The sequence below is a fragment of the Sphingobium sp. TA15 genome (assembly GCF_037101235.1).
Lineage (GTDB): Bacteria > Pseudomonadota > Alphaproteobacteria > Sphingomonadales > Sphingomonadaceae > Sphingobium > Sphingobium indicum.
Genome location: NZ_AP025357.1, coordinates 42891 through 57508 on the forward strand (window position 1 = coordinate 42891; position 14618 = coordinate 57508).

Genomic DNA, 14618 nt, shown 5'->3' on the forward strand with positions numbered 1-14618 from the left:
CCGGGCGCGCACGCATCGATCGATGCGCGCAGCCCGTGCTCGTTCAATCAGGCAAGGCTGGTGGGAGGATCCGGCTCGGGCGCAACCGCCTTGCCGGTCAATATCGTGTCGGTCGTCCAGAAGCTGGGCGCGTCGTAGAGACGCGCAGGCGCAACGCCGCCTGCCAGGTCCGCTGCGACCAGCGGGATCACGCACCCCATCGCGGCGATGCAATCGAGCGTCAGGCCCTTGCAGGGCTTTTCGCTGGGCGCAGGCTGCTGCTTGGCCATCATCGCCATGCAGTCCGCATCCATGCCCTTGGCCAGCGGCGCGCCTGCCGCCTGCGGCACGCTGTGCGCGGCCGCCATCTGGGCTCCGAAGAGACCGGACAGCGCTCCGATGACGAGCAGGAGGGCGAGCAGGCGTTTCACGGGCCTCGATATCTAGCGGGTTTCGCGGGCGCAGCCAACCAAAGTCTCGCGCCGCGCGGATTTTGAAGTGCTGACGGCTGATTCCGTCAACTCCGCGTCAATAAAGATCCGGCCCGGGGAAGAAGATCGGCTGCGGCCTCTACGTATATCGAGGCTGGACCCGGGACCGTAGTCCCAAGCCTGAAGAGACGCTCTTCCCCTCGGCAAAGTCCGGGCGGTGGCTTACCATCCAAGGAGGTGAATATGGTCAGAAAAACTCTCATGGTCGCGCTTGCCGGCATTTCGATGCTTGCTGCCGTCCCCGCTATGGCCCAGGGCATCGGGCACAGCCTGTTCATGCGCGGCTCGATCGTCGACACGGGCAGCAACGGCACGGTCGTCTGCATCGGCAAGGCCGATGGCGCCGAGGTCGGCCAGAAGCTCGAGGTCTATCGCGTCGTGACCCATCCGGGTCCGTCCAAGGGCGTGGCGCCGACCTATCACCGCCAGCTCGTCGGCCATGTGACGATCGACCATATCTTTGACGATCACTTCGCGCACGTGTCCGTCGCCGACGGCACGCCTGCCAGGCACGACATCGTCGAGCTTCGCAAGAACTGACAAGCCGGTGGCCCGGCGGCACGGGCTGCCCTGCGACGCGTCGGGGCAGCGGGCCGCCGGCGACGAGGAGACCGTTCGGGGTCAAAGCGAAACCGCTTGACCCTGGACCATGGTCCAACCGGCATGATCGAGCGGATGACATGGGCAATTTCAAGATCGGCGAACTGGCCGCGGCCGCAGGCGTGGGGCGGGATACGATCCGCTATTATGAGCGGATGGGCCTGCTGCGCGAGCCCGCGCGCACGGCAGCGGGCTACAGGCTCTACGACGCGACCGACCTCGAGCGCGTCAATTTCATCCGCTCGGCGCAGGAGCTTGGTTTCACACTCGAACAGGCCCGGCAGCTGCTGGCACTCAGGGCGTCGGACACCGCGCATGCCCAGGCCGTGCTCGATATCACGCTTGCCAAGATCGCGGACGCCGAAGCCCGGCTCGAGCGCCTGTCGGATATCCGCGACATGCTGCGGATGCTCGCCGACGAATGCCCGGGCGAAGTGCCGGTCTCCGATTGCCCGATCCTCGCCTTCCTGACGGCGCGGCGGAAAGACCAGCAGCATAACAAGAAACATCAGGCAGCGCAGGACGAACGATCACCACGAGCGAAAGGGGTTTTGTCATGAAGAAAATGCGTTTGATCGCCGTCCTCACGCCGGCGCTGCTTCTAGGCGCCTGTGTGACCACGCGGCCGACCTCGGCGCAGGTCGAGAGTTGCCGGGCGATGGAGGGCAATATGGGTCTCCAGACGCCGCATGATCATGGCGAGATGAAGGGGCAGGGGCGCAACCCGATGAACCTCTCGCACGACCGGTGTCTCCGGATTCTGCGCAGCGCGCAATGAGCCGGTCCGGACGCCAGGGATGGCGCCCGGACACAGTTTTCAAGCCAAGGAGCAAAGCCATGATCGACCATGCGAAGAAAGCCCTTCCACTTGTCGGCGGAAGCCTGTTGCTGGCGCTCGCGCTTTCGGGCTGCGACCGCCAGGCCGACCAGACGGTGCCGCCCGCGGCGAACAGCGTCGCCGCCACCCCGGTCCTGACCGACAGCGGCAACGCTGCAGACGCGGCGCCGATGGACGCGATGAGCAACCAGGCCGAGATGGAGCGGCATCACCGTCAGGCGATGGACCATGACGCGATGCGCGCCGGGGCCGGCAACCAGACCGCGCCGGCACCCGATCCCGCGCCGGGCAATGCGGCGATGCCGATGAAGGATATGTAGGCTCGCACACTAAGGGGATGAGGATGTCCAGGCGGATCAGCCTTCGACGCTTGAGCCTCGGCTGCGCAATCGCTCTCAGCCTGTCCGCGAGCGCGGGCGCGCAGGAGGGCGAGGATCATGCCGCGCATCATGGCGCAGGCATGCCGGCCGGCGGGGGCATGTCCGCACCGGCAGAGCCGGGGTCGTCGGACATGGCGAAGATGATGAACCCCATGATGGATCGCATGATCAATGGGGAAGGGGAGAATGAGCACGGCCACGAATCGCGCCGGACCGGCTTCATCTCGCAGCTGCTCGCCTTTCCCGCGCTTGACGAAGCGGCAAGGCAGCGGGTCGCTGCGCAGGCCGGCGAACGGGTAAGCACGGGTCTGGCGATGATCAACGCCGCCTCGGCCGACGGCGCGCGTGCGACCACGGTCTCGGCCCGGCTCGATGCGGCGCGGCGCCTGCGCGAGGGAACCGACCTGTTCCGCTCCGGCACCGCCGCGCAGGGCGCGATCGGGGGCTTGCAGCCGCCCCGGGAGGTCGGGCTTGCCTGGCTGCGCGATCAGCTCGACATCGACCAGGCCGCGCCCGGCCATGCCGATCACTGGTTCGGCATCTCGCCCTCGCACCTCCTTCTCATGCTGTTCCTGGGGCTGGTGAGCGCCACGCTTATCGCGCTGCAGATCTTCCGCCTGCGGCGGATCGGGGCGATCGCCGGCGGTGTCGCCACCGCCAAGGTTCCAGCAAAGCCGGAGCCGAAGGCTGCCCCTCCCGCTACCAGGGTTGCGCCCGCGCCTGCACCCGTTGCCGACAGCGCCGGGCTCGCGCCGAGCAATGCGGCCGCACCCGCTGGGGCGTCGCTGCGCAAGCCCAAAAGCTGGGCGGGGCAGCTGCGCGTGGTCCAGATCGTGCGAGAGACGCCGAGCGTGCTGACCTTCCGGCTCGCGGACCCGACCGCCGACCGGCTGCCGTTCGACTTCCTGCCGGGCCAGTTCCTGCAGGTCGAGGTAGAGCCCGAAGCGGGCAAGACCGCGCGCCGTTCCTACACGATCGCCTCTTCGCCGACCCAGCGGGCCTATGTCGAACTGACGGTCAAGCGCGAGGAGCAGGGCGTGGTCTCGCGATACCTGCACGACAAGGTCGTCGCCGACGATCTGCTGAAGGTCAGCGGACCGTTCGGCGCCTTCACCTTCACGGGAACGGATGCCCAGAGCATCGTGCTGATCGCGGGCGGGGTCGGCATCACCCCGATGATGTCGGTGCTGCGCTATCTCACCGACACCGCGTGGAAGGGTGATATCTTCTTCTTCTACGGCGCACGGTCGACCGAGGAATTCGTGTTCCGCGACGAGCTCGAGCGGCTCGAACGCCGTTTTCCCAACCTCCATGTCGTCGCCGCGATGCAGCGCGCGCCCGGCACCGTCTGGATGGGCCCCGAAGGGCCGATCACGCGCGAGATGATCCTGGCCGCGGTGCCGGAGATCGCGAGCCGGCGCATCCATATGTGCGGCCCGCCGGCGATGATGGGCGCGATGCGCGGCGTGCTGGCGGAACTCGGCGTCCCCGACGCGCAGCTGCACACCGAGGCGTTCGGTCCGGCCTCGCTGCCGGCCGACCACGAGGATCTCGAGGTCAAGCCCGCGCCCCCGCCAGCGGATAAGCCGGCCCCGAGCGCCGAGGTGGCGCCGAGCACGGTGACCTTCTCCGTGTCGGGGGTGTCGGCGGCCTTGCCCGCGGACGAGACCGTGCTGGAGGCGGCCGAGGGCGCGGGCGTCGAGATCCCCTATGCATGCCGTGCGGGCACATGCGGCGCCTGCGTGGTCAAGCTGCTGCAGGGCGAAGTGACGATGGAGGTCGAATCCGGCCTTGCGCCCGCCGACAAGGCGCAAGGCTATGTGCTCGCGTGCCAGGCGAAGGGGACGGGCACGCCGCTCGTGGTCGAAGCCTGATGCGCGAACGCAGCGACATTGCCGTGGGCCTGCTGGTCGCGTTCCTGCTGCTGTTCCCGTTCGGCTATCTCGTGCATGTGTCGCCCCGCTTTCCGGGTAGCCTGGCCGGCGGGATCATCGGGATCGCAGCGCTCGTGCTGATGCTGCTGACGCTTCCTTATGTCGCGGCCAAGCACATCGCCTGGGTCGACAAGGCGCTCTCCCGGGTCGTCAGCAAGCCAACCCTGCTCGCCATCCACATCTATGCCGGCGTGCTGGCGCCGATCCTGGGTCTGGTCCACGCCGCGCACAAGCTCGAAAGCCCGGTCGGCCTGCTTCTGACCGTCCTCCTGCTGATGACGGTCATCACCGGCTTCATCGGCCGCTACCTGCTTGCCCAGCTTGGTCGGGCGCTGCGCGGACGCAGGTCAGAACTGGCCTCGCTTCGCGCCGCCTTCCTCGAGGAGCCGGCGGCGCCGACGCAGGCCGATACCGCAGCCCCGCCGCTGTCGGGCTGGAAGCGCTATCTGTTCGTCGCCGGGGATGCGTCCGCGGGCCAGCGCCCCCAGGACAAGGCGGGGATCGCCGCAGCGCTGGCCGATACCGAATTCGCGATCCGTGCCGAAGAGGCAACCAACACCCTGTTCGCGCGGTGGCGGTTCCTGCACATCCTGCTGGGCTGTCTCATCTTCGCGCTGCTCGCGCTCCACGTCGGCGCGGCGATCTATTACGGGCTGCGCTGGCTATGAGCTGGCAGCGTCTTTCCTACGCCGTCTTCATCGCAGCCCTGCTGGTGATGGTCGCCGCGGTCGCGATCCGGATGCGATCGGACGCGCCGAGGGATGCCGGCCTGGTGGCGCAGCTCGTCTCGCCCGGCCCGCTCTCGAGCGCGCACCAGTCCTTTGCCGGCCAATGCACGGCCTGCCACACGCCGGGCAAGGGCGTCGAAACCCGGACCTGTCTCACCTGCCATGCGGGCACCGATTTCGGGACGAAGCAGTCGACGCAGTTCCACGCGAAAGCGACGCAGTGCACCTCCTGCCACGTCGAACATGAGGGAGAGCGCGGCATCATCCGCATGGATCACGCCGCGTTGCTCGACATGGCGAAGTGGCGGCAGCCTTTGGCGGGCATGTCGACAAACACTCGAAGCCTGACCCCCGAGACCGCGCTCAATTGCGCGAGCTGCCATGCGTTCCGCGATCCGCACCAGGGCCTGTTCGGCACCGACTGCGCGAGCTGCCACAAGACCGACAGCTGGAAGATCGCCAATTACCGCCATCCATCGGTCAATTCGACGCAGTGCGCCGAGTGCCATAAGGCGCCGCCCAGTCACTTCATGGAGCATTTCAGCATGGTCTCGCAGCGCGCAGCCGGATCGAAGGCGCGCGTCGACCAATGCTATGCCTGTCACGCCACCGACAGCTTCAACAATATCCGCAAGCGAGGCTGGTATGATCACCATTGAGGCCGACTGGCTGAGCGCCTTCTTCCGGCTCGCCGTGATCGGCCTGGAACTGGCGGGCACGCTGACCATCCTGGTCGGCGCGGGGCTCGCAACCTTTCTGTTTGCGCGGCGGGCGAGGGCGGGCGACCGAACCGAGGCCTATAGCACGTTCCGCTCGGCGCTCGGCCGCAGCATCCTGCTCGGCCTGGAATTTCTGGTCGCCGGCGACATCGTCAAGTCGCTGGTGATCAACCCGACGCTCGACGATCTCATCGTGCTGGCCGGGCTTGTGCTGGTGCGGACCTTCCTGAGCATCTCGCTCGGGGTCGAGATCAACGGTCACTGGCCCTGGGAGGAAACCCGGATGGCGCGGGAGAAGGCGCGTGCGGCGTCGGATGGGTCGCCGGCGACGGCTGAGGCCGCCGGATGCGGCACACCGCGCAAGGGATAGCCGATGGAGGGTGCATGATGATCGAGAGACGCGAATTGCTGATGGCGGGCGCCGGCCTTGCCGCCGCCGGAACGCTGGCTGCGCCGGCGGCGGGGCAGCAGCATCGAATGGAAGGGATGGCGATGTCGATGACGGACTGCATCGACGATTGCCTGGCTTCACACCGCATGTGCCTCGAAACCGCCGCCTGGCTGACGAAGCAAAGCAGCGCGCTGGCGAGCGCGTCGTTGATCGCCATGCTGAACGACTGTGCGGAACTGTGCCAGGCGACAGCCAACTCGATGCTGCGGGAATCGGCTCTGCACCGCATCCTGTGCCGCGCCTGCGCCGATGCTTGCGAGCGCTGCGCCGAGGAATGCGGGCGTCATAGCGAGGACCAGCGGATCGCGCGTTGCTCGGCCACCTGCAAGAAATGCGCGGCGAGCTGCCGAATGATGGCGGACATGACCGGCTGACCACCCGCTTCGCATATTACGTATACTGCCGGGTCAGGACCGATACCATCTCAAGGGCAAGCTCCCGGAGGAGCGAGAAACGACCGGATCTGAAGCCGGTCGAACGGAAACCAGACTTGAAGGAATCGATAGTGCGCAAGAAAACGGTAGTTATCACTTCGCTCGCAGCCCTCGGCCTCCTTGCCCTCGGTGCCGGGCCTGTTCTCGCCGATGGCATGCCGTCGGACATGCCGGATCTCGAGGAGACGCTCAAGGCCAAGCCTGCGCCGGCTCAGTCCGGCACGGCCCATATGGAGGGCATGCGGCACGGCAAGGACCAGATGCACGGTGAGATGATGCGAGGCCACCGGATGGCCATGCGGGAATCGGGGAGCCAGGAGGGGGCTTCTGACATGTCGCATCGGTCGGGCGGGGGGTGCTGAACCAAAAGCCCATCAGAGGTCGGTTGATCAAAGCCTCACCATACAAGGCGTTGGTATCGTTTGACCGGGCCGCAACGTTGGTCCGCCGTTTCCCCGGCGGGCCAATTGCGTTTCAGAATAAAGGTCTGCACGAGCTTTAATGCGATGCAGTCATGAATCCGCTGGACCCTTGGACCATGTTTTCGCCCGCAAGATCGCGGGCCTGCCAGTCCTGATCCAGTGCGGATTCGTAACTTACGTATTCAGACCAAAGGGCCAAGCCCGCATGAGGGGTCGGTATGGTCGCGGTCGCAAACGGCGATCGGGCAAGGACTCATCATGCGGAGAACCACAATGCGAAAGACGAAACTTCTAGTCGGCGCGATCGGCTGCCTGGCGACCCTGAACTTCGCTGGCGCGGGTCTGGCGCAATCGGCACCCGCCGCGCCCCAGCACGCCCCTGCGCAGCCGAAGCCATCCACCGCCCATGCCCATCAGCAGGGGATGGATCATGGAGGGCAGCAGATGCACGACCAAATGATGCAGGATCACCAAGCCGGCATGCAGAAGCCGCAAGGCCAGCAGGGCGCTGCGGGCATGGCCGGAATGTCTGGTGGCTCGTCGCAGGGGAGCGGTTCGAGCAAGGCTGGCAAGCCCAAGAGCGGTTGCTGCAAGATGCCGATGAAAAAGGCAAAGCCGGCCGCCAAGAAGAAACCGGCCACGCCTATGGCCGACAAGCCGATGAGCGACATGTGAGGTTTCCAGCCCCGAGAACAGACCCCTGGGGCTGAGGGCCCGCCGCTGCCCCCGCGGCGGGCCTGTTCTTCAAGAGGTGTTCCAAGTTTCTAGGATTTCATAACGAGAAGCAGGCGTCCACCGCGAGAGAGAGGAGCCCGCGATGCGTAAAGCTCCAGGAGTTGGCACCGAGCTGCGGGTCCGCGCTTACGATTAAGAGGTCCGACCAAGCATGGCCGGATCGACTTCAGTGACCTCTGCGCCGCGATTGAATGGCGAGAGCCATTGCCTGCTTAGGCGGCGAGATAATCTATGAGCTGATGAGAAAATCATCGGCTTCTTTTGCGTGTCCAGCCTGGCGCTTCGTAAAAACTCTGCCTGATTTTTGTCTGCGGAACTTACTTATAGGCCGTCTCATCAGAAGGCCTACTTCATCAGGCATCGGTAAAGATGGAGACAGGCGATGTTCGAGAAGGCGATCGGGACCATCAATGCTGCGGCGTCCTTCCGACACCGCTATGATAATTTCATCGGTGGTCGATGGAGCGCTCCAGCGAGCGGCGAGTATTTCGCGGACACGAGCCCGATCAATGGCGCCCAGATCGCCGAGTTTGCGCTGTCGACGCCGGAAGATGTCGAGCGCGCGCTCGATGCGGCGCACGCCGCCAAGGATCAATGGGCAAGGATCTCGCCCGCCGACCGCGCCAGGATTCTCAATCGCGTCGCCGACCGGCTCGAGGATAATATGGAGTTGCTGGCGCTTGCCGAGACGATCGACAACGGCAAGCCGATCCGCGAGACGCGCGCTGCCGACGTTCCGCTCGCGATCGACCATTTCCGCTATTTCGCCGGCTGCATCAGGGCCGAGGAAGGCGGGATCTCGACGATCGATGCCGACACCATCGCCTATCATTTTCGCGAGCCGCTCGGCGTCGTCGGCCAGATCATCCCGTGGAACTTCCCGCTGCTGATGGCGGCGTGGAAGATCGCCCCGGCGCTGGCGGCGGGCAACTGCACCGTCATCAAGCCCGCATCCCAGACGCCGCTCACCTTGCTGATGTTCGCCGAGCTCACCGCCGACATCCTGCCGCCCGGCGTGCTCAATGTCGTCACCGGCCCGGGACGGACCGTCGGCCAGGCGATCGCCGCCAATCCGCGCATCGCCAAGGTCTCGTTCACCGGCGAGACCGTCACCGGCAAGCAGATCATGCATGCGGCCGCCGACCATCTGATCCCCCAGACGATGGAGCTTGGCGGCAAGTCGCCCAACATCTTCATGGCGGACGTGCTCGACGAGGACGATGCCTTCTTCGACAAGGCGCTCGAAGGCTTTACTTTGTTCGCCTTCAACAAGGGCGAGGTCTGTACCTGCCCGTCGCGCGCCCTGATCCATGAGTCGATCTTCGACCGCTTCATCGAGCGCGCCGTGGCGCGCGTCGCCGCGATCCGCCAGGGCGATCCGCTCGACCCGTCGGTCCAGGTCGGCGCGCAGGCGTCGGAGGACCAGCTCCACAAGATCCTGGGCTATATCGATATCGGCAAGGCCGAGGGCGCGCAGTGTCTGGTCGGTGGCGCCAGGGCGCTGCCGGGCGGTGCGCTCGACCAGGGCTATTTCGTGCAGCCGACCGTGTTCGTGGGTCAGAACCACATGCGCATCTTCCAGGAGGAGATCTTCGGTCCCGTCCTGTCGGTCACCACGTTCAAGACGGTCGAGGAGGCGATCGCACTTGCCAACGACACCGCCTACGGTCTTGGCGCGGGCGTCTGGACCCGGAGCGGCAACACCGCCTACCGGCTCGGCCGCGCGATCGAGGCCGGGCGGGTCTGGACCAACTGCTATCATCAGTACCCCGCCCATGCCGCCTTCGGCGGATACAAGGCATCGGGCTTCGGGCGTGAAAACCACCGGATGATGCTCGATCATTATCAGCAGACCAAGAATCTGCTCGTCTCCTATGACGAGCACGCGCTCGGCCTATTCTGACCCCTCGCTCAAAGGAGAAACGGACATGGCGAAAACCATGAAAGCGGCGGTCGTCCGCGAATTCGGCAAGCCCCTGGTCATCGAGGACGCGCCGATCCCGACGGTCGGCCCCGGGCAGGTCCTGGTCAAGATTGCGGCAACCGGCGTGTGCCATACCGACCTGCACGCGGCAGAAGGGGACTGGCCGGTCAAGCCCAACCCGCCCTTCATTCCTGGCCATGAGGGCGTCGGGCATGTCGCCGCCGTTGGTGCCGGCGTCACCCATGTGAAGGAAGGCGACCGGGTCGGTGTGCCCTGGCTCTACACCGCCTGCGGGCACTGCGTGCATTGCCTGGGTGGCTGGGAGACGCTTTGCCACGAACAGCAGAACACCGGCTATTCGGTCAATGGCAGCTTTGCCGAATATGTCCTCGCCGATCCCAACTATGTTGGTCACCTTCCCGACAATGTCGACTTCCTCGACATTGCGCCGATCCTCTGCGCGGGCGTCACCGTCTACAAGGGATTGAAGGCCACCGAGGCCCGACCCGGCGAGTGGGTGGTCGTCTCCGGCATTGGCGGGCTCGGCCACATGGCGGTGCAATATGCCCGAGCCATGGGTCTCAATGTGGCCGCGGTCGACATCGACGATAGCAAGCTCGACCTCGCTACACGCCTTGGCGCCACACTGACGGTCAACGCGCGCAACGAGGACCCTTCGGCAGCGCTCAAGAAAGCCATTGGCGGCGCGCACGGGGCGCTGGTGACCGCCGTTTCGCCCAAGGCGTTCCAGCAGGCGCTCGGCATGGTCCGGCGCGGCGGCACGGTCGCGCTCAACGGCCTGCCGCCGGGCGACTTCCCGTTGTCGATCTTCGACACCGTGCTGAACGGCATTACCGTGCGCGGCTCGATCGTCGGCACGCGGCTCGATCTGCTCGAGGCACTGGCGTTCGCCGGCGAGGGCAAGGTCAAGGCCACGGTCCATGCAGACAAGCTGGAGAACATCAACGACGTCTTCTCCCGCATGCATCATGGCGACATCGAGGGCCGGATCGTCCTCGACCTCGCCTGAAGCCGACTTCGCGAAAGTACAGTTCATGTCTCCCTTACATATCCGGCCGATCGCGCGGCGCCGTTTCGTCCAGGGGCTGGCGATCGGCGGCGCGGTTGCCGGCTTCGCCCCGGCGCTTCTCGCGCGATCCGCCCCAGTCTCGCCCGCCGAGCTTAGCGGGACCGAGTTCGACCTCGAGATCGCCGAGCTGCCAGTCAACTTCACCGGCAAACGCCGTATCGCGACCGCCGTGAACGGCAGCGTGCCCGCGCCGGTCCTGCGCCTGCGCGAAGGCGACACGGTCACGCTCCGTGTGCGCAACGGCCTCAAGGAGATGTCGAGCATCCATTGGCACGGCATCATCGTGCCGGCGGAGATGGACGGCGTGCCCGGCATCAGCTTTGCCGGCATCGCGCCGGGCGAGACCTTCACCTATCGCTTCGAGGTCCGCCAGAGCGGAACCTACTGGTATCACGCTCACACGCTCGCCGAGCAGACGGGACTCTATGGAGCGATCATCGTGGAGCCAAAACAGGTGCCGACGGCGCGGGCGCCCGATCGCGACTATTGCATCGTGCTCAGCGACTGGTCGGACGAGCCGCCGCTGCAGATCTTCCTCAATCTCAAGAAGCAGAGCAGCTACTATAATTTTGCGCAGCCGACCGCCGGCGATTTCCTCAAGGATGTCGGCACCATGGGCTTGGGCAAGGCGCTCGAGCGGCGGCGGATGTGGAACAGCTCGCGGATGAACCCGACCGACTACAGCGATGTCTCTGCCGCGACCTACACCTATCTGATGAACGGCGCGCCGCCCGCCGGCAACTGGACCGGTATCGCCGCGCCCGGCGAGCGCGTGCGCCTGCGCTTCGTCGGCGCGGGGACGGCGACGTTCTTCGACGTGCGGATCCCCGGGGTCGAGCTGACGGTCGTATCGACCGACGGGCAGCCGGTCGAGCCGGTCACGGTCGAGGAATTCCGGATCGGCCCGGGCGAGACCTACGACGTCGAGTTCACCATGCCCGAGGGCGGCGCCCGCACCATCTTCGCGCAGGCGATCGATCGGAGCGGCTATGCGCGTGGCACGATCGCACCGGCCCCGGGCATGGCGGCAGCCGTGCCGCTGCTCGATGCCCGGACCTGGCTCGAGCCGGTCGACATGATGGGCGCGATGGCGACGATGGGCGCAATGGGAGGCGACGCGCATGCCGGGCACGGCATGACCGAGATGCCGGCCAGGGCACGGCACGCCCGCACCGAATATGGCGCCAATACCGACATGCGCGTCGACTATCCGCGCACCAATCTCGACGATCCCGGCGCCGGGCTGCGCGGGCGCGGCTGGCGCGTGCTGACGCTGGCCGATCTGCGCACGCCGGGCGGCGATCCCGACCCGCGCGAGCCCGAGCGCGACATCGAGCTGCATCTGACGGGCAATATGGAACGGTTCATCTGGTCGCTCGACGGCATCAAGCTCAACGATTCCAGGCCGCTTCATTTCAAGCCAAACGAGCGGCTGCGCGTCACCTTCGTCAACGACACGATGATGGCGCATCCGATGCATCTGCACGGCATGTGGAGCGATGTCGAAGGCCCGGACGGCGCCTTCCAGGTCCGCAAGCATACGGTCGTGGTCCAGCCCGCCCAGCGGGTGAGCTTCCGCGTCACCGCCGACGCCATGGGCCGATGGGCCTTCCACTGCCATCTGCTCTATCACATGGCGGCCGGCATGTTCCGGGAGGTGGTGGTCGCATGATCCGGATTTTCCCCTCGCGCGGCATCGCTCTTGGCGCTGCCCTCTTCCTGGCGCCGGCGATCACGGCTCCCGCCCTCGCGCAGGATGCCTCGCCCCCGTCGCCCGCCGCCACCCCTGCCCAAACGGCCACTCCCGCTCAGCACACCCCTTCCGCGCAAGGCTCTCAGGACCATGCGGGCATGGACATGCCGGGCATGGATATGACCGACACGAAGGCGTCCGGTAACGGCGCCACGATGGACATGGGCTCGATGCAGGGTGGCAAGGCCCCGCCGGACGCGCGCAACTCGGACGATTATGCCGACGGCTATCGCAACTCGACGCTGCCGGGCTATGAGATGGCCGACAAGCTCTCGATCCCCAAGATACTTGTGGATGAGCTCGAGTTCACCAGCGGCAACGAGGGTCAGGGCGTGGGCTGGACCGTGCTCGTCACCAAGGGTCAGGACAATGACAAGCTCTGGCTGCGCAGCCAGGGGCTCAAGAACTCCCGCGACCAACGTCTCGATCCGGAGAGCAGCGTCGAGGCGCTGTGGTGGCACAGCAAGAACCCGTTCTGGGGCACGCTGCTCGGGGTCAGGCAGGATCTCGGCAAGGGTGCGACCACCTGGCTCGCCGCCGGCGTCGAGGGACTGGCGCCCTATTGGTTCGACGTCCAGCTCACCGGCTATGTAGGAACCGATGGGCGTCTCGCGGCGCGCGCCAAGGCCTCCTATGAGGTCCTGTTCACCAATCGGTTGATCCTTACGCCGCAGGTGGAAACCAATATCTATTCGAAGCGGTCGAGCGATCGGCAGCTCGGCAGCGGCTTCAGCAATGTCGAGCTGAGCGGACGGTTGCGCTACGAGGTGTCGCGCAAGTTCGCGCCCTATATCGGCTTCGTCTGGGAGCGCGCATTTGACGGCACGGCCGATTTCCGTCGCCTGCGCAGGGAAGGGCCTTCCGAACACAGGCTGGTGATCGGCTTGCGCGCCTGGTGGTGATCCGCGGATGGCCACTCGAGGGATCGACCGCGAACGCGCCGCGTGACAAGGCTGGATCGCAAGCCAACGGTCGCTGGCCGGCCTCCTTTTTCGTCTTGTTGCTCGCGGCGGCTGCGGCGTCGGCGGGACAGACGGCCATTCTCGCCTTCCTTCCGGCACTGGTCGACCCGGCTCGTGGCGCGCTATCGTCAAGCGCTCATGATTTTCACGTCGCGAGCCTGACCGCGGTCCATCCCCTGGCAGCCTTGCTGGCGGCGCCGCTCTGGGGCTGGATCGCGGACCGGGTCGACTATCGGGCGATGTTGCGCGCAGCGCTGGTCATCCTCGCGCTGGTGACCGCGCCGATCGGCCTCGTCGGGTTGCCTGAGCTTTATGCATTGCGTCTGGTGGCGGGGATGGCGTCGGCCGCCATCATACCGTTGGGCTTGCTCTGCGCGAGCTTTGCCGCAAGCGGGCGCGCGGACCAGGCGCGCCGCTTCACCTGGCTGACCGCCTTCGTGTTTCTGGGCGATCTCGCCGGTCCGCTGGTGGCGGAGGTCTCGGCCGCGATCCTGCCCCGCGCTCCCCTCATGATCCTCGCTCTCGGCATCGGTGCCGTCGGGGCGGCGCTTTGCGCCGTGCGTCTGCCGCGCTGGTGTGCACCTTGCATCGATGGCGGAGACCTGCCCGCGCCTACGCTCGGCGCGACGTTGATCCTGCTTTTTATCACGATCGTCGCGGGCGGCGGGCTGGCGGCGATGCATGTCAATCTCCTGGTGACGCGGAGCGCCATTTCGCTGAGCCGCGAAGAGATCGCCTGGATGCTCAGTCTCTGCGGATTGGGCATGCTGGCGGCACAGATCTTCCATGCAAAGCTGGATTGGCTGGTCACTGTGCCGAGGCGGCTTGCCGGATTGACGCTGGGCCTGCTGGCTGTGGCACTTTTCATGTTTCCTGTCGCCGCGAGTATGGCCGAGCTCAGTGGGATCATCGTTGCTGCCGGCTGGAGCTCGGCAACCCTTCGATTGGTCACCAGCTTCTGGATCAGCGGCGGCGGGGCCCCTTCAGGCGTGAAGCTCGGTTTCCAGCATTCCGCCGCCAGCATCGGGCAGGCGCTCGCGCCGCTGGCGATAGCCATCGTCGCTCCCGGGGCGCAGCCGCTCGTTCTGTGGGGGATTGGTGGTCTATCGCTAGCGCTGCTTGTGTCCCTGCCGCTAGCCTGGAGGCCGCCCGCCATCGTAAAATCATCTGCGTGATGA

Annotated in this window: 17 protein-coding genes; 16 read left to right on the plus strand and 1 reads right to left on the minus strand. The window is 66.2% G+C overall.

Features of this window, described 5'->3' with window-relative positions:
* Positions 1-47 precede the first annotated feature (47 nt).
* A complete protein-coding gene (locus Sj15T_RS20440) occupies positions 48-410 on the minus strand; it encodes a hypothetical protein (protein ID WP_007406428.1) in 363 nt (120 codons plus the stop codon).
* Between the two features lie 243 nt (positions 411-653).
* Between Sj15T_RS20440 and Sj15T_RS20445 the strand changes: the two genes are divergently transcribed.
* The 16 genes from Sj15T_RS20445 (at position 654) to Sj15T_RS20520 (ending at position 14615) form a co-directional block, all read left to right on the plus strand.
* Positions 654-1010 carry a hypothetical protein gene (locus Sj15T_RS20445; protein ID WP_004212653.1) on the plus strand — a complete coding sequence of 119 codons (357 nt, stop codon included), beginning with the start codon at positions 654-656 and terminating at the stop codon, positions 1008-1010.
* A gap of 140 nt (positions 1011-1150) precedes the next feature.
* Positions 1151-1630 (plus strand): heavy metal-responsive transcriptional regulator, encoded by a 480-nt coding sequence (locus Sj15T_RS20450; protein WP_007406417.1) that lies wholly within the window; start codon positions 1151-1153, stop codon positions 1628-1630.
* On the plus strand, positions 1627-1848 hold the full coding sequence (locus tag Sj15T_RS20455; protein WP_007406426.1) for a hypothetical protein: 222 nt from the start codon (positions 1627-1629) through the stop codon (positions 1846-1848). The genes Sj15T_RS20450 and Sj15T_RS20455 overlap by 4 nt, the downstream gene beginning before the upstream one ends.
* A 59-nt stretch (positions 1849-1907) precedes the next feature.
* The gene (locus Sj15T_RS20460) at positions 1908-2228 is read left to right on the plus strand and encodes a hypothetical protein (protein WP_007406382.1); all 321 of its coding nucleotides are present in this window, start codon (positions 1908-1910) and stop codon (positions 2226-2228) included.
* A gap of 23 nt (positions 2229-2251) precedes the next feature.
* The gene (locus tag Sj15T_RS20465) at positions 2252-4162 is read left to right on the plus strand and encodes a 2Fe-2S iron-sulfur cluster-binding protein (protein ID WP_013039106.1); all 1911 of its coding nucleotides are present in this window, start codon (positions 2252-2254) and stop codon (positions 4160-4162) included.
* Positions 4162-4890 carry a hypothetical protein gene (locus tag Sj15T_RS20470; protein ID WP_007406424.1) on the plus strand — a complete coding sequence of 243 codons (729 nt, stop codon included), beginning with the start codon at positions 4162-4164 and terminating at the stop codon, positions 4888-4890. The genes Sj15T_RS20465 and Sj15T_RS20470 overlap by 1 nt, the downstream gene beginning before the upstream one ends.
* Positions 4887-5609, plus strand: a complete 723-nt coding sequence (locus Sj15T_RS20475) for a hypothetical protein (protein WP_007406380.1) — start codon at positions 4887-4889, stop codon at positions 5607-5609. The genes Sj15T_RS20470 and Sj15T_RS20475 overlap by 4 nt, the downstream gene beginning before the upstream one ends.
* Positions 5596-6039, plus strand: coding sequence for a DUF1622 domain-containing protein (locus Sj15T_RS20480; protein WP_007683337.1), 444 nt, complete (start codon positions 5596-5598; stop codon positions 6037-6039). The genes Sj15T_RS20475 and Sj15T_RS20480 overlap by 14 nt, the downstream gene beginning before the upstream one ends.
* Positions 6040-6053: 14 nt before the next feature.
* Positions 6054-6494, plus strand: coding sequence for a four-helix bundle copper-binding protein (locus tag Sj15T_RS20485; protein ID WP_007683338.1), 441 nt, complete (start codon positions 6054-6056; stop codon positions 6492-6494).
* Positions 6495-6625: 131 nt separating this feature from the next.
* Positions 6626-6916 carry a hypothetical protein gene (locus Sj15T_RS20490; RefSeq protein WP_013039105.1) on the plus strand — a complete coding sequence of 97 codons (291 nt, stop codon included), beginning with the start codon at positions 6626-6628 and terminating at the stop codon, positions 6914-6916.
* Positions 6917-7249: 333 nt separating this feature from the next.
* Positions 7250-7651, plus strand: coding sequence for a hypothetical protein (locus tag Sj15T_RS20495; RefSeq protein ID WP_013849877.1), 402 nt, complete (start codon positions 7250-7252; stop codon positions 7649-7651).
* 442 nt (positions 7652-8093) lie between these two features.
* Entirely contained in the window at positions 8094-9614 is a 1521-nt protein-coding gene (locus tag Sj15T_RS20500; RefSeq protein WP_013039102.1) for an aldehyde dehydrogenase family protein, read from the plus strand.
* A 25-nt stretch (positions 9615-9639) separates the two neighbouring features.
* Positions 9640-10665, plus strand: coding sequence for an alcohol dehydrogenase AdhP (adhP, locus tag Sj15T_RS20505; protein WP_004212676.1), 1026 nt, complete (start codon positions 9640-9642; stop codon positions 10663-10665).
* A gap of 25 nt (positions 10666-10690) precedes the next feature.
* On the plus strand, positions 10691-12397 hold the full coding sequence (locus Sj15T_RS20510) for a copper resistance system multicopper oxidase (RefSeq protein WP_013039101.1): 1707 nt from the start codon (positions 10691-10693) through the stop codon (positions 12395-12397).
* Positions 12394-13380 (plus strand): copper resistance protein B, encoded by a 987-nt coding sequence (locus tag Sj15T_RS20515; RefSeq protein ID WP_013039100.1) that lies wholly within the window; start codon positions 12394-12396, stop codon positions 13378-13380. The genes Sj15T_RS20510 and Sj15T_RS20515 overlap by 4 nt, the downstream gene beginning before the upstream one ends.
* On the plus strand, positions 13374-14615 hold the full coding sequence (locus tag Sj15T_RS20520) for an MFS transporter (RefSeq protein WP_007683345.1): 1242 nt from the start codon (positions 13374-13376) through the stop codon (positions 14613-14615). The genes Sj15T_RS20515 and Sj15T_RS20520 overlap by 7 nt, the downstream gene beginning before the upstream one ends.
* Positions 14616-14618: the final 3 nt, after the last annotated feature.